Raw genomic sequence first — 17,384 nt, 5'->3', positions numbered from 1 at the left:
GAGCGCCCTCAATGGCGCTGCCAGCGCCGCAGCAGGCGTCCACGCAGGCCGCAATCGAGCAGCCAGCTGTTGTCGAACACCCGCAAAATGGCCGCCTTGGCGTGACGGGACATGGCTACCGCATTGAAGCGTGTCTGCTGCGCCCGTCGCCGGTTCATCCGCTCGAGCAGGGGGTGGGGCAGGTTCTGGGCGATGAAGTCGGAGATCACCAGCACGTCGGCCTTGGCAAAGGCGGGTTGTTCGAGCTGGGTCAGGGCCTGCTCCAGGCAGGGCACCAGATCGGTCCCTCCGTGAAAACTCATGGAGAGAAAGCGCTCCGCCTTCTCAAGCCCGGTGTCGGCGGTGATCTCCAGGGTCGCCACCTCGGTGGAGAAGAGCATCAGATAGCAGCCCCGCTTCTCCTCCATCGCCCCTTTGAGCAGGGCGAGAAACAGCGCCTTGGCGCACTCCTCCGGATAGCCCCCCATGGAACCTGACGTATCGACGCAGACGATGAAGGGGCCACGCGGCTGCACCTCCTGCCCTCCCTGCTCGGGGGAGCGCAGCATCAGACGCTGGCGCGGCAGGGTGCCCCGTGACTGGTAGCTCAGCAGGCGCCGCTCCAGATAACGGCGATAGAACTCCAGCTCCAGCTCCGGCAGCGCCAGCATCACCGCCTCGCTCGGCAGGAGGCGCATCAGATCGCTGGCCGGGTGCACCCCCACCAGATCGTCGGGCACATCGTCACTTTGCACCTCCTCCAGCTCGTGCACAGGCACCGGCGGCAGCGTCCTGTCCTCGCTGCGCCGCTCCCGCTCGCTGCGCCCAAGCAGGGCGGCGATCTCCGCGAGCAAAGGCTCCTGCTGCAACATGCGGGCGTACTGCTTCACCAGCGCCAGGCTGCGCTTGTGCCAGCTCCCCTGGGCCAGATCCCAGAGCCCCCCGGCGGAGATCTGGTGCGGATCCAGGGCATCGGCCAGGGTCCGGTTGGCCAGCAGTTGATCCTCTATCTCCTGGCGCTGCTTCTCCCGCTCCGCCTCCGCTATCTGCTGCTGCAACTGCAACAGGCTGCCCACCAGGCTGGCACGCCACTTCTCGATGAAGAGCTGGCGCAACCCCTCGGTGGGCTGGGCCACTATCTGGCGCACCAGGCTGCGGGCATCCCCCGCAAAAGGGCTGTGCTGCTCAAGGGCTTCCAGCAGGGCGGGCAGGCGCCCCACCAGCTCCGGCAGGGGCAGTTGCCGATGGGCCTGATAGAGCAGGTATTCCCGCTCGAGAGCCACCGGCACCGGCTTGTGACGCATCTCCTCCCCAAGCTGTTCGCTCCAGGTCTGGATGCGCTTTCTGAGCAGCTTGCCCTGCAGGGGCGAGCGCTTGAGGAACTCGGAGATCTTGGGGGTGGAGGCAAGCAGCAGCGCCATCTCCCCCGCCAGCTCCCCCTCCCCCATGAGCAGCCCCAGGTCCATCATGCCGATCTCTAGCATGGGCCACCCCGGATGTTGAGATGTGATGGAGTATCATGCTGACGAAACATGTTTTTCATCCTGTTTATTTCACCAATCCCACGTCAGGCGCGACGTCACCCCTGTGCATCGAGAAGAGGCAGACGATCCCGCCACTGCTGCAGCTCGGCCCCCAGCCGCTCCAGGTCCCGGCTCAGCACGAAGAAGCTGTCCTCCACCTGACGCAACCAGTTGTCCCCCACGAACAGATGGGGCTGGTGACGGTCGAACAGGTTGCGCTGACCCTTGAGATTTTGCAGCACCCGGTTCACCTGGCCCGTCAGGTCGTCCAGGGCCGACAGCCAGGGGGCCATCACCACCTCGGGGATGGGGGTGCGCTCCACCAGCATCAGTGGCACGGGCTGGCGCTGGATATCCAGCACGTGCAGCCGCAACTGCTCGTCCAGCACCAGCTCGTAGTGCCCCTCCTTGGGGTTGCCGAGGGGCCAGCCCACCAGCGCCTCCCCGGTGGGGTGCCAGTGAGAGAGCAGGGTGCGATCGAAGGTGAGGGTGCCGGTGAGGCGCTCGGGATCGCTGCCATCCAGGGGCGCCGGGGTGAGCAGCTGGAAGTGCACCAGCTTGCCGAACGGCCTGGCGTTGGCCAGCGGCAGTTCGGTGCCGCGGGCGCGGCGGCCGAACCACTGCTTGCGCTTGACCGCCTTGCAGCCGATGCGCAGGGCGACCGCCCCCTGCAACTGCTTGAACTGCTCGCGCAGGGAGAGCAGCTCCCGGGTCAGCGCCAGTTGCTGGTAGCCGTAGAGGCGGGAAAACTCGCCGATCATCTCCAGCAGCGCGGTGCGGGAAGCCTCGTCGTGCCAGAGGCAATCCTTGAACAGCAGCAGATCCAGGGGAGCCACCTCGTCGCGGCCATTGAAGAAGGCGCTCGCCTTGATGAGCCGCACCGCCTTCTTCCAGCGCCGATCCGAGACATAGCAGCCGTGCCCGAGCTGACTGTCGAGCTGCTGGCGCAGCTGGTAGATGAGTTCGAAACAGGCGTCCGGCAGGCGCACCTGCTCGATGGCATCCTGCCAGGCGTCGTACTCTTCCCCCCGAATCTGCACCGAGGGGGTCAGGTTCTGATGGGACTGGCCATCGCTCGCCAGCATGGCCTGGAAGTTGGATTTCTCCTGCACCCTGTCCATCCAGACCCGCACCAGCATGCGGTCGTAGAGCGCCTCCAGCCCGCTGTCCGGGGCCGGCAGCTCGTTCGAGGCGGTGACCAGCAGCCGCATGGGAATGGGATGCTGGCTGTCGCCGTTGCGAAACTGGCGCTCGTTGATGGCGGTGAGCAAGGTGTTGAGGATGGCGGGGCCCGCCTTCCAGATCTCGTCGAGGAAGACCACCTCGGCCTCCGGCAGGTAGCCGCTGGTCAACCGCAGGTACTTGCCATCCTCCTTGAGCGCCTGGATGGAGAGGGGGCCGAACACCTCCTCCGGCGTACTGAAACGGGTCATCAGGTATTCGAAATGGCGGGCATCCTGAAACGCCAGCTTGAGGCGCCGCGCGATCAGGCTCTTGGCGATGCCCGGGGGGCCCAGCAGAAAGACGCTCTCGCCACTCAGGGCCGCCAGCAGGCCGAGCCGCAGGGCATCCTGGCGCTCATACAGTCCCTCACCAAGGGCGGAAAGGAGCCGTGGCAGGCGCTCATGAATGGGGGTGGCACGAACAGTATTCTGGGCTAAAGGCGGCATAGGCACAGTTCCGAAGCTGATAGGTCATCCGTGGTGACGGGGTCCGGCCTCTGGCCCCGCCCCACTCTCATTGTCTGTCATCTCTGCCCCCGGGGGGCGCTCGTTTGCCATCGCCACAGGGCGAAAAGCGCACGTCCGGGGTGCAGCAAATCCCGCGAGAGTGTACTCTGCGCATCATTATTTACCCCAACGCAGATCAAGAGTGAGCCTTCGCCATGCAAGATCCCCTGCTGGACCCGCTGCGCCAGCGCATTCTGGCCCGCATGGGCATCCCCCTCTGGCAACAGAGAGGCCGACTCCTGGCGGGAGGCACCAGCCCCGACGGCGCCGCACAGCCGGCAAACACGCCCGCCGACGAGGTGCTGGCCCCGCAGGAGACTGCCCCTCTGCCGACCGGCAAGCTCTGGCTGCTGGCAGAGACGCTGCCCGCGCCCTCCCTGCTCGGGGACATCTGCCGCTGGCTCGGCCTTGGCACGGACGAGGTCTCCCTGTTGTCCGAGATGCCTTCCCTACCCGCGGGGGCCACTTCGCCCCTGCTCTGGCTGACGGCGCCGGACCCTCGCTGGCCCGATGCCTTGGTCTGCCCGCTCAAGCCCGATGGGGCACACAAGCGCGCCCTCTGGCAGCAGTGCCGGCAGCGCCACACCCCTTGATGCTCACGACCATGGCACGGCCATGGTGTCCATCGCAAGCCTGAATCCCGTCCGGAGTGACCATGTCTGACCTCTTGCCCCACTTTCGCCCCCTGCTCGAATCCGACTTCGAAGCCATCTACCCCATCGAGCAGGCCGCCCACCAGGAGCCCTGGAGCCAGGCCAACCTGCTCTCCTGCTTCGGGCCGCGCTATCTCAACGGCCTGATGCTGGTGGACGGACGACCGGCCGGTTTCTACATCTCGGATCTGGTGGCGGGAGACAGCTCCCTGATGAACATCTGCGTACACCCCGATTTTCAGGGCAAGGGGCTGGGGCGGGCGCTGCTCAGGGAGTACCTGGCCCGCAGCAAGGCCAGCAAGGCCGAGGCCTGGTTCCTGGAGGTCAGGGCCGGCAACCGCACCGCCATCAACCTCTACGAGAGCGAGGGGTTTGCCGAGTATTGCCGCCGTGCCGACTACTATGGCACCGGGCAGGAGAGGGAGGATGCCGTGCTGATGTCCCGTCTGTTCGACTTCGGCTGACAACCCGCTGCAGACCGCTGTCAGCGGGCAACACCCTCTCTGACCTCCCTGACTCCCCCGCTTCGCTTCCCCCTCAGGGCAGGGGCGCGTTGTCGATGGAGGGGTCTTCCAGGCTCAGGGTCACCCTCAGCACGGCCTCGAAGGCGGCTCCCGAGAGAGGCATGAAGAAGCCGCGACCATAGGTGACGCCGGGCATCCAGATCTGTTCGATATCCACCGCGATCTTGATGGGGCGAAGCGGCTCACCCGGTCGCTGGACATAGATGCCAGGGGCCGTCGCAACCTGGGGGAAGCGGCGCAGAATGTGCTCGCTGCCATCCCCCGCATCCGGGTTGAGTCGCACCTTCACCAGCCCCGCCAGGGCGGATTGCATCTCGGGGGCACGCCACAGCCTGGGATTCAGCGCCTTGCAGCGTCGGCACTTGGCGCGCTCGATCACGTAGAGCAAGGGGTATCCTTCCCTCAGCGCCAGCCGCTGCGCCTGCTCATAGCCCTCGGCGCCGCTCAGCCAGGGATTCTCCTGCTTCCCCGCGCCCCCCAGCAGATACCAGAGGGCGCCTGCCCCCGCCAACAGCAGCAACACGCCGGTGAACAGGCTCTTGATCCCGATATTCATGGTGCAACTCCCTGAATGAATCCGATCCCTGCCCCCTATCATGCCTCACTCTCATCTGGTTGACGACTTTGTGATCCAGGACAAATGGCGCACACTTGTAAGCTGTAATGTTAGAGTTTAAACTCCAGCCCCGATTTTGGTGCCCCTGCGGGCGCACAACTGTTACTTGAGGATGCGTGAGATGTCGCAGTTTCATCTGGTTAGAGTGATGCGTGAGCGTATTGCCCGCCTTGGCAACAAGGCCGCCCTGCGCGTCCAGCAGGATGGCCAGTGGCGCGCCATCGGCTGGCGAACCCTGGGTCAGGCCATGGATTATTGCGCCCAGGGACTGATCCGGGCGGGCCACCAGTCCGGCGAGATGGTCGGCATCTATGCCCGCAACATGCCCGAGTGGACCCAGGCCGACCTCGGCATCCTGGCCGCCCGCGGCGTCAGCGTGCCCATCTACCCCACCAGCACCCTCGATCAGCTGCGCTACATCGTCAAGGATGCCGGCATCAGGATGCTGTTCGTGGGGGAGCAGCCCCAGTTCGATCAGGCGCTGCACCTCATCGACAGCGGCGAGATAAGCCACATCGTCGCCCTGGACGGCACCGTCGATCTGCGCGGCTGCGCCTCGGCCAGCCACTTCCAGGCCTTCCTCGTCTCCGGCAACCACCAACCCAGCGAGCAGGTGCTGCGCGAGCGCGAGCGCCACTACCGCATGGACGACCTGCTGACCCTCATCTACACCTCGGGCACCACGGGCGAACCCAAGGGGGTCATGCTCGATTTCGCCAACATGGCCGCCTGCTTCGAGATGCATGACGCTCGCCTCGACCTCAGCGAGCAGGATGTCTCCCTCTGCATGCTGCCGCTGAGCCATGTGTTCGAGCGTGCCTGGAGCTACTACGTGCTCTATTGCGGCGCCGAGAACGTCTACATTCGCGACCCGCAGAAGGTGATGGATGTCATCGGCGAGGTGAAGCCCACCGTGATGTGCGCCGTGCCCCGCCTCTACGAGAAGGCCTACGCCATGATCCAGGCCAAGGTCGCCCAGGCTCCGCGCCTGAGCCGCGCCCTGTTCGGCTGGGCCACCCGGGTGGGCAAACAGATGGTCGCCACCCGTCAGGCGGGCAAGTCCGCCTCTCCCCTGCTCTATGGCCAGCTCTGGCTTGCCGAGCGCCTGGTGTTTCGCAAACTGCGCGCCCGTTTCGGCGGTCGCACCCGCTTCCTGCCGGTGGCGGGCGCCCGTCTCGCGGACGAGGTGAATCTCTTCTTCCAGGCCATGGGGCTCAACCTCAAGTACGGCTACGGCATGACCGAGACCACCGCCACCGTCTGCTGCTATGAAGACACCCAGTTCAGGCTGGGCTCCATCGGCACGGCGCTAAACGGCATCGAGGTGAAACTCGGCGAGAACAACGAACTGCTGGTGCGCGCCCCCACCGTGATGCGTGGCTACTACAACAAGCCGGAGGCCACCGCCGAGGTGATGACCGAGGATGGCTTCCTGCGCACCGGCGATGCAGGCGAGCTGGATGACGAGGGCAACATCTACTTCACCGAGCGCTTGAAGGAGCTGATGAAGACCTCCAACGGCAAGTACGTGGCGCCGCAACTGGTCGAGGGGACCCTCGGCAAGGATCGCTTCATCGAGCAGATTGCCATCGTCGCCGATGCCCGCCACTTCGTGTCGGCGCTCATCGTGCCCTGCTTCGAATCCCTGGAGGAGTACGCCCGCTCCATCAACCTGCAGTACCAGTGCAAGACCGAGCTGCTGCGCCACTCCCGGGTGATGGAGTTCTTCGAGGCCCGCATTCAGGATCTGCAAAAGGAGCTGGCCAAGTTCGAGCAGGTGAAGAAGTTCACCCTGCTGCCGAGCGCCTTCTCCATGGAGCTCGGGGAGATCACCCCCACCATGAAGCTGCGCCGCAAGATCATCGAGGCCAAGTACCAGCGCGAGATAGAAGCCATGTACAGCCACGTCTGATCGACGGGCCTGATATGAAAAAGCCGCTCATGGAGCGGCTTTTTGCTGGGCGTCTCTCCCTTATGGCAGCTTGACCAGGGGTTGCTCGCGCAGCTCGGTGGCCCGACCGCCCTGGATCTTCTCCACCTGGGCCAGGGCCTGCTTCACTTCGTCGGCATTTTGCAGCAGGCGATAGGTCAGATCGAAGGTCTTGGTCTCCCCCGGCTGGATCTTGGGGACCAGCCCGAGCGGGCGCTGGTACTTGGTGCTGTAGGCATAGCTGGTACCGGGTTCGATGCCGGTCACATAGCCCTGGGCCCGGGTGTCGGTGTTCTTCCACAGGGTCAGCACCGGCAGCTGTCGGGTGTTGTAGCCCACCGCCACTCCGGCGTTGCCGGCCCGGTTGTTCAGCACTGCCAGGGTATTGCCGTCGGCGTCGCTGTAGGGCACCAGGTTGAACACCATCTCGTCGAAGCCCTTGGTGGGCCCCAGATAGGTTTGCCAACCCTTGAGTCCGGCCTTGGCGTAGTCATTGAACGGGGAGATCTGCTTCACCGGCGTGCTCACCCTGGCTCCCTCCTCCAGAATGGGAGCCCCGAAGTTGCCGTGATAGATGATCTGGTACTCGTTCTCGTAATCCGCGTGGTTGGTCAGCTTGTCCTGCAGGGCAAACTCCGCCTGACCGGGCACCACGCTCAGCTGGGTCCAGGTGACCAGTTCGCTCATCTTGAAGGTGCGCTCGTCCACCCGGCCCAGCACGTGGATGGCGTAGGGCGGCTCTTCGTCCACGGTCACGCTGACCACGGAGGCGGGAATGTTCTGCACCCGGCCATGGAGGCTCTTGAGGCGGCCGTCGTCATCCACCCCGGGATGACCCGTCCACTCGTAGCCGCAGCGCACCAGCATCTCGTTGAAGCCGTCGAGCCAGCCGAGGCCGCCACGGCTCTCGAGATCGATGAAGGCGGGGTTGACCACCTCCTTGACCGGTGAATCCCAGCCTAGGCGCAGATCCGCCGCCTTGACCTCCTTGATCCCCATGCCGCGGGTCGGCACCAGGGTGATCTTCATGACGCCGTTGTCGACGATGAGCAGATCCACCCCTTCCTGGCGGCCGCCGTGCAGGCGTTTCTTCTCGATGGTGAAGGGAACCGGACTCTTGATGCCGAGCTTCTCGCTGGTGATCTTCCAGTCGCCCACATCCAGCCCTTGCTGGGAGTCGGTCAGCAGAAATTCGGCGGCGTGACCCGCGGTGGCGCCCAGGGCGAGCAGCACGGCAATGGAGAGTTTCTTCAACATGGATTTATCCTCGTGTCTCTTGTTTTTGTGAAAGCTGAATCGTTTCAGTGATCGAAAACTAGGCGTCTGACGCCCCGGACTCAAGAGACAAAAAGAGGAAATGTGAGCCGATTGACAATAAAAACGGCTTCAACCCTGCTGAAATGAAGGCTGACTCACAGTTATGAAAGGAGGAAAAAACAGGCGGGCGCCGAGAGGGGCGCCGCCCGCACCACATCAGGCAAGTGCCAGCGTCACCGCGGCTTCGGCGTGGATGGCGGTGGTGTCATAGAGAGGCACGGCGGCCTGGCACGCCCCCACCAGCAGGGCGATTTCGGTGCAACCCAGGATCACCGCCTGGGCACCGGCCTGTGCCAGATCGGCGATGATGGCCAGATACTCGGCCTGAGACGACTCGCGAATATCGCCGAGGCAGAGCTCGTCATAGATGATGCGGTGCACCCGCTCCCGTGCAGCGTCATCAGGCACCAGCACCTCCAGCCCGAAGCGCTCCTGGAGCCGCCCCTTGTAGAAATCCTGCTCCATGGTGAAGCGGGTGCCGAGCAAGCCTACCCGGGTCACCCCGTCGGCCTGGAGGCGATGGGCCGTGGCATCGGCGATGTGGAGCAGGGGAATGTCGATGGCGGCCTCGATCTCCGGCGCCACCTTGTGCATGGTGTTGGTCCCGATCAGCAGGAAATCGGCGCCACCGGCCTGGATGGCCCTGGCCTCGGCCGCCAGCAGACGGGCGGTGGCGGGCCAGTCACCGGCGTTCTGCAACCGCTCTATCCCGGCAAAATCCACGCTGCTCAGCAGCACCCGCGCCGAGTGCAGACCGCCGAGCCGCTCGCGTACCCCCCGGTTGAGGGCCTGGTAATAGCTGACGGTGGACTCCCAGCTCATGCCACCCAGCAGACCGATACATTTCATGGGATCTCCTTATGTAACCCGATGGTGCAAACCAATGCTGCAATCCCTCAGGGGGCGCGTTTGATCGCACCGCCCCGGCAATAAAAAAGGTTCATCGCGGCTTTCCGGGGAAGGCCGCCTTGATTTTCAGAAAAAAGTATTCTGAGTCCCTAAATCCATATGCCATGCGCTTTATCACTTTGATCTTGTTGTTCACCCCTTCCAGCACACTCGTGTGCATCGGGTAGTTTGCACTCGCCAGGATCCCCCGCATATATTTCGATAAATTTCGACCAAATCGTTGCAGCGGCGCTAGCCCGCTTTCCTTCACCTGCCGCATCCAGCTCCGCCATCGTCGCCATCCTTCCCACACGCTCGGCGCATACCAGATGCCCTTCAACGCCTCTTTCAGCACGTACACCATCGCCAGCGGTTGATTCGCCGCCAACAGCTCCTGCAACTTCACATCCTGTTTTTCACTCAGCTTCGCCCGATTACGTAGCAGCAACCAACGCGCACTTTTGACCACTTTTCGCGCCGGTTTATCGCTTTTCAGTGCATTCGCCTGCTCCACTCGCACCCGGTCCACCACCTCTCGGCCATAGCGAGCCACCACGTGGAACAGGTCGTAGACCACCTCCGCCTGCGGGCAGTGTTGCTTCACCTCCAGGTCGAACGCCGTGTTCATGTCCATCGCCACCGCCTCAATCTGCTGGCATCGCTCGCCGAGCTGCTCGAAGAAGGGACGGATAGCGGCCCGACTGTTGCCGTGCCCCACCCACAGGACGCGGGTTCGCTCGGCATCCATGATCACGGTGGCATAGCGGTGTCCCTTGTGCAGGGCAAACTCATCCATCACCAGCCGCCGCACCTCCCCAAGTTCGATGGTGCCCACACTAGTCTGCAAACGGCGCTTGTCGATCTCCTTGATGGTGTGCCAACCGACCCCGGTGAGCTGGCTGACATGGCGGATGGGGAGGTACTGAACGAGCGCTTCAATCCAGCACTGCATGCGCCGGGTGAGGCGGGAGCCAGAGGGGAGCCAGTCGATATGTTCACTGACGCGACCACAGCGCAGACAGTCGACGCGGCGAACAGGCAGTTGTAACCAGACTTGTCGGTCAAATAGGTCTCGCTCACGCACCCGGCGGATACGTTGGTCGTGGATCAATGGCGTGGGTTGCAGGCATCGGCGACAACGGGGCAAGAAGTCGGCGCGAGGCTCAAGGGTAAACAGGGTGTGATGGTTGGCAGAAAGCGCTTGGGCGATGACGGTATAACCTGGCCAGAAGGAGGTAATATCAATATGATGCACGGCGACAGCAGGGTGATGGTGGTGGTGTGTTTGGCGACAACCAGTTTACCAGCACCCTGTCTGTCAACTTCCACTTTCCCAGGATCCCGCGAAGAACCATAAAAAAGGCCCCGAAGGGCCAACAAGACAGCCGGTAAAGGCTCAGGCCGAGGCCTAAACCCAGATCATCAGCACGCAGGCCGCCGTGGCGAGCCCCATGCCCAGATTGAAACGACGCCAGCCGGTGGCGGTGCGGATGAGGCGGCGCACCTGGGCACCGAACAGCACCCAGAAGGCACCGGTATAGAGGCCGGTCACGAAGAAAATGCCGAGCACCCAGCCCGCGGACGGCCAGTAAGCCTCCCCCGCCAGGGTGAAGCCGCTGATGGCGGAGAGCGCCATCATCCAGGCCTTGGGGTTGAGCAGTTGCAGCATGGCCCCCTGATGGGCCGGGATGAGCGGCCGGTTCCCCTCCGCCGGGCCACTGGCGTTGGCCACCTTCCAGGCCAGCCAGAGCAGGTAGGCCGACCCCACCAGCTTGAGGCCGTCGTGCAGCAGGGGCAGACGCTCGAACACCACCCCGAGCCCCAGGGCCGTGGCCAGGATCATCAGGTTGATGCCCCCCACCACCCCCACCAGCAGAGGCACGGAGCGGCGAAACCCCTGGGCGGCCCCGGCACTGGTGAGCAGCATGTTGTTGGGGCCCGGCGTGCCACAGGTGATAAGGGCAAAGCCCGCCAGGGGGAGCAACCAGTTCAGATCCATCTCAACCTCGTTCAGATACGGCAAGCCTCCTAATATGCAGAGCCGACGCCCTGACGACAAGGTCAGCAATGCATTTTCTTTGCATGAATAATCAAGGTGCTGTTAATACCAGAGCATCACCACGCACAGGGCTGTCAAGGCACCCAGGCTGCCGTTGAGACGACGCCACCCCTTGTCCGAGTTGATCCAGCGGCTGAGCTGATGGCCAAACATCACCCAGGCGAAGCAGACCGGGAACCCCGCCATGGGGAAGACACTCATGATGCCCCACATGCTCGGCCAGTAGTCGCTCCCCGGCAGGCTGAACAGACTGATGGCCGAGATCCCCATCATCCACGCCTTGGGATTGAGGAACTGGAAGCCCAGCCCTTCAAGCAGGGTCAAGGGCCGGGCACGGCTGGCGGGATCTCCGGGGGCGCCTGCCACCGCGATGCGCCACGCCAGCCACAGCAGGTAAAGGCTGCCCAGCACCTGCAGGCTCAGCTTGAGCAGGGGCCAGCGCTCGAACAGCGGATAGAAGCCGAGCGCCAGCACCAGTTGCAACACAGGCTGGCCCACCGCCACCCCGATGAGATGGGGCAGGGTGCGCCGCACGCCGAAGTTGGCGCCGGACGCCGTCAACATCAGGTTGTTCGGCCCGGGCGTGCCGCAGGTGAGCAGGGCGAAGCCAAACAGGGTGGCATACCATTCGATGGTCATGGGGAGACTCCTTTCTCGCCACATTGTACCGATACAATGTGTGCTTGTTGGTTGTGTATAGGCTGATAATCACGCTATATTGCGGACAATATTGGATCAATGGATTTATTGTCACCATGACAATCTGGACGCCCGACCTCACCCCTTTCGAGGGGCCCCTCTACCTCAAACTGGTCAAGGCCATCGAGCAGGCCATCTCCACAGGCATCCTCTCACCCGAGACCCGGCTGCCGACCCACAGGGCCCTGGCAGACAAGCTGGGGGTCACCGTGGGCACCGTCACCCGCGCCTACACCGAGGCGGAGCGACGGGGCCTGCTGGCAGCCCGGGTCGGGCACGGCACCTGGGTCAGGGGAGCGGCGGATCCCGCCAACGAATGGGTGATCCGCAATGAAGACAGCCAGCGCATCGAGCTGTGGCAGAACCTCCCGGTCCAGCTGGACAGGGGCGCCATCATCAGGCCCCTGCTCACCGAGCTGGCGCAGGGGGATCTCAACGGCCTGCTCGGCTATGACAAGGAGGCGGGACGCCCCGCACAGCGCCAGCTGTTCGTCGACTGGCTCGCCGAGCAAGGCATCACGGCGAGCGAAGATCGCCTGCTGTTCAGCCATGGTGCCCAGCACGGCATCATGCTGGCCCTGCTGGCCACCGGCTGCGTGGGAGAGACCCTGTTTTGCGAGGGACTGAGCTACCCCGGCATGCTGGGCAATGCACGCCAGCTCAAGAATCAGGTGGTGGGACTGGCGATGGATGAGGAGGGACTGCTGCCAGAGGCGCTGGATGCCGCGTGCCGTACCCGCCGGGCCAAGCTGCTCTACCTCACCCCCACCCTGCAAAACCCCACCACGGCCACCATGAGCCTGGCGCGACGCGACGCCATCGTCGCCATCGCCCGTCGCCACGATCTGCTGATCGTCGAGGATGACGTCAACGGCCTGCTGCCCGAAAGTGCGCTCCCTCCCCTGGTCAACCTGGCACCGGAGCGGGTCATCTACCTCGGCAGTCTCGCCAAGATCGCCTGCGGCGGCCTGCGGGTCGGCTTCGTGTTGTCCCCTCCCGCCCTTCGCAACGGCTTCGCCCAGGCGATGCGGCTGTCGAGCTGGATGGTGAGTCCGCTGCTCATCGAGCTGGCCTGCAAGCTGGTGAGCCAGCGCCAGATCATGCCGCTCATCGAACACCAGCGAAAAATCCTGGCGCGCCGGGGTGAGCTCCTGCGCCACCTGTTGCCGGGAGCGCGCTGGCAGGCGGGGTCCATGCACGCCTGGCTGCCGCTGCCCGAGCCCTGGCGCAGCCAGGAGTTTGCGGAGGCCGCCAACGCCCTTGACGTGGGGGTCGCCAGCGGAGAACACTTCGCCGCCGGCCAGTTTGCCGCCCCGCAGGGAGTACGCCTCAGCCTGAGCCAGCCCGCCACCGACGCCCGCGTCGCCGAAGGGCTGGAGCGCCTCGCCGGGCTGCTGAGGGGCACGCCGCCCACCAATCCCCTGCTATAGTCATTGACCCTGGCACCCGAGGAGCCTTCATGTCTGCCGTCCGTCCCGCCCTGCTGATCGCGACCCTGCTGCTGGGAGGCTGCGCCTCCCCGGCCCATCAACAGCTTGGCGCCGCCCTGAGCGGACTGGAGGGGGAGCTGACGCGGCTGGAGGAGGAGTTGGCAGCCATGAACGGCCTTCACTATCAAAAAGCCATCGACGCCCCGGTGGCGCTGCGCCGCTATCTCAAGGCCCCCGCACCGACGGCAGAGGGGCTGGTGCCCGTGCAGAGCCGACTGCAAGATGGCCCTCTGCTGCGCTACGACTACCGGCTGCCCGCCGGAATGACGCAGCTGCCCACCGACAACCCCTGCCTGCGCTACGAGTTCGAGCTGCGCCGCCTCGGGCGCTTGGGCCAGCTCGAGCTCGCCTGGCAGGGAGAGTCGGGCGCCGGGGAGCTGCGTGTCCCCCAGCGGGACTGCCCCTTCTCGGCCAGGGGGCCCGGCCTTCAGTGATGCTTTCTTTGCCCTGCCCAAGGCTGGCACTGAGCCATTCCTGACCCAGGTGGGGTATTGACCCCCTCTGGCTCTCGCGGGAGAGTGGAGGCTAACTTTGAATCCAACCTCTCCACCCCCGACCGGCGAAGGAGCGTCAAAGATGCAGATCCTCCTCATCGAAGACGATGCCATGATGGGCTCGACCCTCACCCAGGGACTGAGTGATCTGGGGCTGCCCCCCACCGAGCTGTTCCACTGCAAAGAGATTGCAAGCCTGCCCGCCCTGCTGTGCCAGCACGCCTTTGATGCCATTCTTTGCCGCCAGTATCACCACCAGGCCCACGAGGGCGTCAGGCTGCTGCATGAAGCACACCACCTGGGCCTGCTCGCGCCCGGCTGCGTGCTCCTGCTGCTGGAGCAGGACGAGGACACCGGCCAGTTCCCCCCCTCCGACCTCTATTTCGCCCTGCGTCTGGCCGTGCCCTTCACCACGGAGCAGTTGGCGCACAGCCTGCAAGCGCTGCTGGCACTGACCACGGTGACCCGCCCCCTGGCCACCCCCATGGCGCTCAGGGAGTGGCGCAGCGCCTGCGCCCAGTGCGAGGATCTGCTTTACCGGCACGCCAGCCACAAGGGGCTGGAAGCACAGATGGACAGGGTAAAGGGCTACATGCTGCTGCAAGCCGGGGAACGGGTGCAGGCCGCCCAGCACTACGCCATCTGCACCACGGAGCACGATGCCTGGTGGCCACGCCAGGGACTGAACCAGGCTCTGCTCGGGCTGAACCGGGTGGAGAGCGCCCACAAGGATCTGGCCCGCAACCGGGAGCGACTGCCCCCCGTCATCCATCAGGCGCTGGTTCTCGCCTGCCAACTGCACGAGGCGCAGTGGGATCCGGCCTGGGAAACCTTGTCAGGCTTGCTGCAACGCTGCCCCTGGCAGCCGCAGTGGCGCCAGCTAGCCATTTTGCTGGCCTTGCTGCGAAGGGATGAAGGTCAGGTGCTGGCGCAGGCCACCGATTTCATCCTGCGCTACTTCCCCAAACAGACGTTTCGCCACTCTGTCGAACGCTGCCTGCTGGATGCGACCCTGGCGGTGCTCTGGCATCCACCGGGAGAGGCCAGAGTTCATGGGCTGCAGCAAGCGCTGGAGGAGCTCGGTCAGCAGGCCGTGACCCTGCGTGCCCACGAGGAGGGGCTGCTGCGCGCCCTGATGCTGGGTCTGGATTATCGATTCGATGACGCCTTGATGCTGCTGGCCAAGCACCCGCCGGAGGCGGCGCGGGACAATCACCTCAACCAGTTGCTCGGGGTGGCCGTCAGCCAGTTCTGCGGGCTTCCCCACCATGCCCAGCGTTATCTGGCCCAGCTCGGCCAGTATCAGGGGCCGGTGGCACAGACCCCGCTGCTGCAGGGGCTCATTTTGCAGGTGGTCGACGATCTGGCGCGGCAACTGGCGCAGCGGGAGCAGCAGCTGACCCAGCTGCGCGAGGAGCGGCAACGGGCCATGACCACGGGTCAGCTCCAGCTCGCCGTGCAGAGCGCACTGACCCTGCAGGAGCGATTCCCGGCCCAGGCGGGGGATGCCTGGCAACTGCTGGTATTGCTGACCCAGTGCTGGCCCGCTGGCATGGCGGCCCCGGCGGTGGCCCGCCTGGTGGACAGGCTGGAGCAGCGTCTCAACCACAGTGCCGCCTTCCTGGAACACCATGGGAACGCCTATCGGGAGACCCTGCAACAGGTGAGATCCCACCTGGCCCCCAAACTGCCGCCCCTCGGTCCCCATCAGGGCCTATAGCCATCCAGGGCGGTGCATGCCGCCCTGGCAGGTGTGTTACAACAAGCCCCGCACCAGGATCCCCGCGATCAGCAGGGGGGCAACCAGCCGCCAGCACCAGAGCAGCGCACCACGCATCAGCGGCGAGAGATCCGCAGGCACAATACTGTCCCCCAGCTTCCAGCCAAGCAGCAGGGTCAGCACCAGACCGAACAGGGGCATCATCAGGTTGGAGGTGAGGTAATCCAACAGATCGAACAGGGTTTTGCCAAACAGGGTGTAGTCCGCCCAGGGCCCGAATGACAGACTGACCGGAATGCCGCAGGCCATGATGAGCAGGGTCAGGACCCGACAGGCATTGCGGCGCGACCAGCCCCACTCCTCGGTGGTGAAGCGCACCAGGTGCTCCAGCATGGAGATGGAGGAGGAGAGCGCCGCCACCAGCAGCAGCAGGAAGAAGATCACCGCCAGCCCCTGACCGAACGGCAGGTGGTTGAACACCGCCGGCATGGTCATGAAGGTGAGGCCGGGGCCGGCGGCAGGATCGATGCCGGTGGAGGCCAGCACCGGGAAGATCATCAGCCCCGCCAGCACCGAGATGCAGCTCGCCAGGGTGACCACCCAGACCCCGGAGCGCAGCGCCCCGTCACTGCTCGGCAGGTAGGCGCCATAGGTGGTGTGTACCCCGAGGCCAATGGAGAGGGAGAAGAACGCCAGCCCCAGGGCGTCGAGCACCCCCTGCCCCGTCAGGTGGGAAAAGTCGGGCATCAGGAACTGGCGTACCCCGGCCATGGCCCCCGGCATGGAGAGCCCAGTCACCACCAGGAGCAGCATCATCACGAACAGGGCCGGCATCATCCAGCGCAGCGCCCGCTCCACCCCTTGTTGCAGCCCTCCCTGCACGAACCACCAGGTGAGCCCGGCGAAGACGAGATGGGTGAGGGCCGGCCAGAGGGGATCGCTCACATAACCGGTAAAGAGTGCGGTGAGGGTGCTCGCCTCACTCAGGTTGAGCTCGCCGCCCACGGCCAGGGCCGCATAGCCCACGGTCCAGCCCCCCACCACGCTGTAGAAGCTGTAGATGAAGAAGCCACACAGGATCCCCATGTAACCCATCCAGCGCCAGTTCGGCCCCACCAGCTTGTGGAAGGCGCCGAGCACGCCGCGCTGGCTGCGGCTGCCGAGCAGGGTCTCCCCCACCAGCACCGCGACCCCCAGGGTGAAGCTGAAGAGCAGGAACACCAGCAGGAAGGCACCGCCCCCGTTGGTGGCTGTCACATAGGGAAACTTCCAGATGGCGCCAAGGCCGATCGCCGAGCCGGCGGCCGCCAGCACATGACCAATACGGGAAGACCACTGAACCTGGCTCATACAACCTCCGGGCAAGACAACATCAGTTCGATACTCCATGGCTAGACGCGGTGTGCGCCGCAACAAAAAAGGCCGCCTGAGGGCGACCTTTGCAATGAACAGTCAGACAAACGACACCTGCAAGGTCACCTCTCCAGGAAGGGGCTAAATCGGCCACAGAGAGCGATAAGGGGTGACATGGGAGGGCGACGCCTGCACGGTAAAAAGGAGCCACAGCCTAAACCATGGCAAGAGAAGTTGACAGGAAATAGTCTAAAACAGAACCAAAAACAGATTTAACCAAAATAAAATATCGAAATTTCAGATCGTTACTCTGTTTATTTTTAAATAGCGGACTTTTATAAAGAGTCAATCCTGCCACCCCACTCCCCAGCCAGCCCGGTTGGGGAGTGGCAGAGATGACCAACCCTCC

At 64.5% G+C, this 17,384-nt stretch carries 15 protein-coding genes; 6 read left to right on the top strand and 9 right to left on the bottom strand.

Going from position 1 to position 17,384, the window contains the following annotated elements; genetic code table 11:
- Positions 1-8: 8 nt before the first annotated feature.
- Positions 9-1,463 (bottom strand): ATPase RavA stimulator ViaA, encoded by a 1,455-nt coding sequence (gene viaA, locus I6L36_RS16825; protein ID WP_109112367.1) that lies wholly within the window; start codon positions 1,461-1,463, stop codon positions 9-11.
- A 95-nt stretch (positions 1,464-1,558) separates the two neighbouring features.
- Positions 1,559-3,172 (bottom strand): ATPase RavA domain-containing protein, encoded by a 1,614-nt coding sequence (locus tag I6L36_RS16820; protein ID WP_041211041.1) that lies wholly within the window; start codon positions 3,170-3,172, stop codon positions 1,559-1,561.
- 215 nt (positions 3,173-3,387) lie between these two features.
- Between I6L36_RS16820 and I6L36_RS16815 the strand changes: the two genes are divergently transcribed.
- Positions 3,388-3,825, top strand: a complete 438-nt coding sequence (locus I6L36_RS16815) for a DNA polymerase III subunit psi (RefSeq protein ID WP_049635924.1) — start codon at positions 3,388-3,390, stop codon at positions 3,823-3,825.
- Positions 3,826-3,899: 74 nt separating this feature from the next.
- The gene (gene rimI / locus I6L36_RS16810) at positions 3,900-4,349 is read left to right on the top strand and encodes a ribosomal protein S18-alanine N-acetyltransferase (RefSeq protein WP_103261185.1); all 450 of its coding nucleotides are present in this window, start codon (positions 3,900-3,902) and stop codon (positions 4,347-4,349) included.
- Positions 4,350-4,422: 73 nt separating this feature from the next.
- Here the strand turns inward: rimI and I6L36_RS16805 are convergent, their stop codons facing one another.
- Complete coding sequence (locus I6L36_RS16805; protein ID WP_109112366.1) at positions 4,423-4,965, bottom strand: hypothetical protein; 543 nt, start codon at positions 4,963-4,965, stop codon at positions 4,423-4,425.
- Between the two features lie 181 nt (positions 4,966-5,146).
- Between I6L36_RS16805 and I6L36_RS16800 the strand changes: the two genes are divergently transcribed.
- On the top strand, positions 5,147-6,937 hold the full coding sequence (locus I6L36_RS16800) for a long-chain fatty acid--CoA ligase (protein WP_109112365.1): 1,791 nt from the start codon (positions 5,147-5,149) through the stop codon (positions 6,935-6,937).
- A 60-nt stretch (positions 6,938-6,997) separates the two neighbouring features.
- Here the strand turns inward: I6L36_RS16800 and I6L36_RS16795 are convergent, their stop codons facing one another.
- The 5 genes from I6L36_RS16795 to I6L36_RS16775 all read right to left on the bottom strand — a co-directional run bounded on the left by I6L36_RS16795 (position 6,998) and on the right by I6L36_RS16775 (position 11,858).
- Positions 6,998-8,212: an aldose 1-epimerase family protein gene (locus I6L36_RS16795; protein WP_039039404.1), complete on the bottom strand. Its 1,215-nt coding sequence runs from the start codon at positions 8,210-8,212 to the stop codon at positions 6,998-7,000.
- A gap of 216 nt (positions 8,213-8,428) precedes the next feature.
- Positions 8,429-9,121, bottom strand: a complete 693-nt coding sequence (locus I6L36_RS16790) for an aspartate/glutamate racemase family protein (protein WP_109113254.1) — start codon at positions 9,119-9,121, stop codon at positions 8,429-8,431.
- 91 nt (positions 9,122-9,212) lie between these two features.
- A complete protein-coding gene (locus I6L36_RS16785; RefSeq protein WP_080988673.1) occupies positions 9,213-10,415 on the bottom strand; it encodes an ISL3-like element ISAeme19 family transposase in 1,203 nt (400 codons plus the stop codon).
- Between the two features lie 153 nt (positions 10,416-10,568).
- Positions 10,569-11,159, bottom strand: a complete 591-nt coding sequence (locus tag I6L36_RS16780; RefSeq protein ID WP_010672906.1) for a LysE family translocator — start codon at positions 11,157-11,159, stop codon at positions 10,569-10,571.
- 102 nt (positions 11,160-11,261) lie between these two features.
- The gene (locus I6L36_RS16775; protein WP_039039402.1) at positions 11,262-11,858 is read right to left on the bottom strand and encodes a LysE family translocator; all 597 of its coding nucleotides are present in this window, start codon (positions 11,856-11,858) and stop codon (positions 11,262-11,264) included.
- A 116-nt stretch (positions 11,859-11,974) separates the two neighbouring features.
- Between I6L36_RS16775 and I6L36_RS16770 the strand changes: the two genes are divergently transcribed.
- The 3 genes from I6L36_RS16770 (at position 11,975) to I6L36_RS16760 (ending at position 15,622) form a co-directional block, all read left to right on the top strand.
- Positions 11,975-13,348 (top strand): PLP-dependent aminotransferase family protein, encoded by a 1,374-nt coding sequence (locus I6L36_RS16770; RefSeq protein ID WP_109112596.1) that lies wholly within the window; start codon positions 11,975-11,977, stop codon positions 13,346-13,348.
- 29 nt (positions 13,349-13,377) lie between these two features.
- Positions 13,378-13,842 (top strand): hypothetical protein, encoded by a 465-nt coding sequence (locus I6L36_RS16765; protein WP_041211035.1) that lies wholly within the window; start codon positions 13,378-13,380, stop codon positions 13,840-13,842.
- Positions 13,843-13,984: 142 nt separating this feature from the next.
- Positions 13,985-15,622, top strand: a complete 1,638-nt coding sequence (locus tag I6L36_RS16760) for a hypothetical protein (protein WP_109112597.1) — start codon at positions 13,985-13,987, stop codon at positions 15,620-15,622.
- A 36-nt stretch (positions 15,623-15,658) separates the two neighbouring features.
- On the opposite strand, the gene I6L36_RS16755 is transcribed toward I6L36_RS16760, so the two are convergent.
- Positions 15,659-16,972, bottom strand: coding sequence for a sodium-dependent transporter (locus I6L36_RS16755; protein ID WP_041211033.1), 1,314 nt, complete (start codon positions 16,970-16,972; stop codon positions 15,659-15,661).
- Between the last annotated feature and the right edge of the window lie 412 nt (positions 16,973-17,384).

It is taken from the genome of Aeromonas sp. FDAARGOS 1406 (assembly GCF_019048565.1).
GTDB lineage: Bacteria > Pseudomonadota > Gammaproteobacteria > Enterobacterales > Aeromonadaceae > Aeromonas > Aeromonas caviae.
The sequence above is the reverse complement of the archived record's forward strand: the minus strand, read 5'-3'. Positions and strand labels throughout refer to the sequence as shown.

Coding starts and splice junctions, on each gene's coding strand:
- I6L36_RS16815 (WP_049635924.1), top strand. CDS start 3,388: ATGCAAGATCCCCTGCTGGACCCGCTGCGCCAGCGCATTCTGGCCCGC.
- I6L36_RS16760 (WP_109112597.1), top strand. CDS start 13,985: ATGCAGATCCTCCTCATCGAAGACGATGCCATGATGGGCTCGACCCTC.
- I6L36_RS16820 (WP_041211041.1), bottom strand. CDS start 3,172: ATGCCGCCTTTAGCCCAGAATACTGTTCGTGCCACCCCCATTCATGAG.
- I6L36_RS16755 (WP_041211033.1), bottom strand. CDS start 16,972: ATGAGCCAGGTTCAGTGGTCTTCCCGTATTGGTCATGTGCTGGCGGCC.
- viaA (WP_109112367.1), bottom strand. CDS start 1,463: ATGCTAGAGATCGGCATGATGGACCTGGGGCTGCTCATGGGGGAGGGG.
- I6L36_RS16775 (WP_039039402.1), bottom strand. CDS start 11,858: ATGACCATCGAATGGTATGCCACCCTGTTTGGCTTCGCCCTGCTCACC.
- I6L36_RS16795 (WP_039039404.1), bottom strand. CDS start 8,212: ATGTTGAAGAAACTCTCCATTGCCGTGCTGCTCGCCCTGGGCGCCACC.
- I6L36_RS16800 (WP_109112365.1), top strand. CDS start 5,147: ATGTCGCAGTTTCATCTGGTTAGAGTGATGCGTGAGCGTATTGCCCGC.
- I6L36_RS16805 (WP_109112366.1), bottom strand. CDS start 4,965: ATGAATATCGGGATCAAGAGCCTGTTCACCGGCGTGTTGCTGCTGTTG.
- I6L36_RS16770 (WP_109112596.1), top strand. CDS start 11,975: ATGACAATCTGGACGCCCGACCTCACCCCTTTCGAGGGGCCCCTCTAC.
- I6L36_RS16780 (WP_010672906.1), bottom strand. CDS start 11,159: ATGGATCTGAACTGGTTGCTCCCCCTGGCGGGCTTTGCCCTTATCACC.
- I6L36_RS16790 (WP_109113254.1), bottom strand. CDS start 9,121: ATGAAATGTATCGGTCTGCTGGGTGGCATGAGCTGGGAGTCCACCGTC.
- I6L36_RS16765 (WP_041211035.1), top strand. CDS start 13,378: ATGTCTGCCGTCCGTCCCGCCCTGCTGATCGCGACCCTGCTGCTGGGA.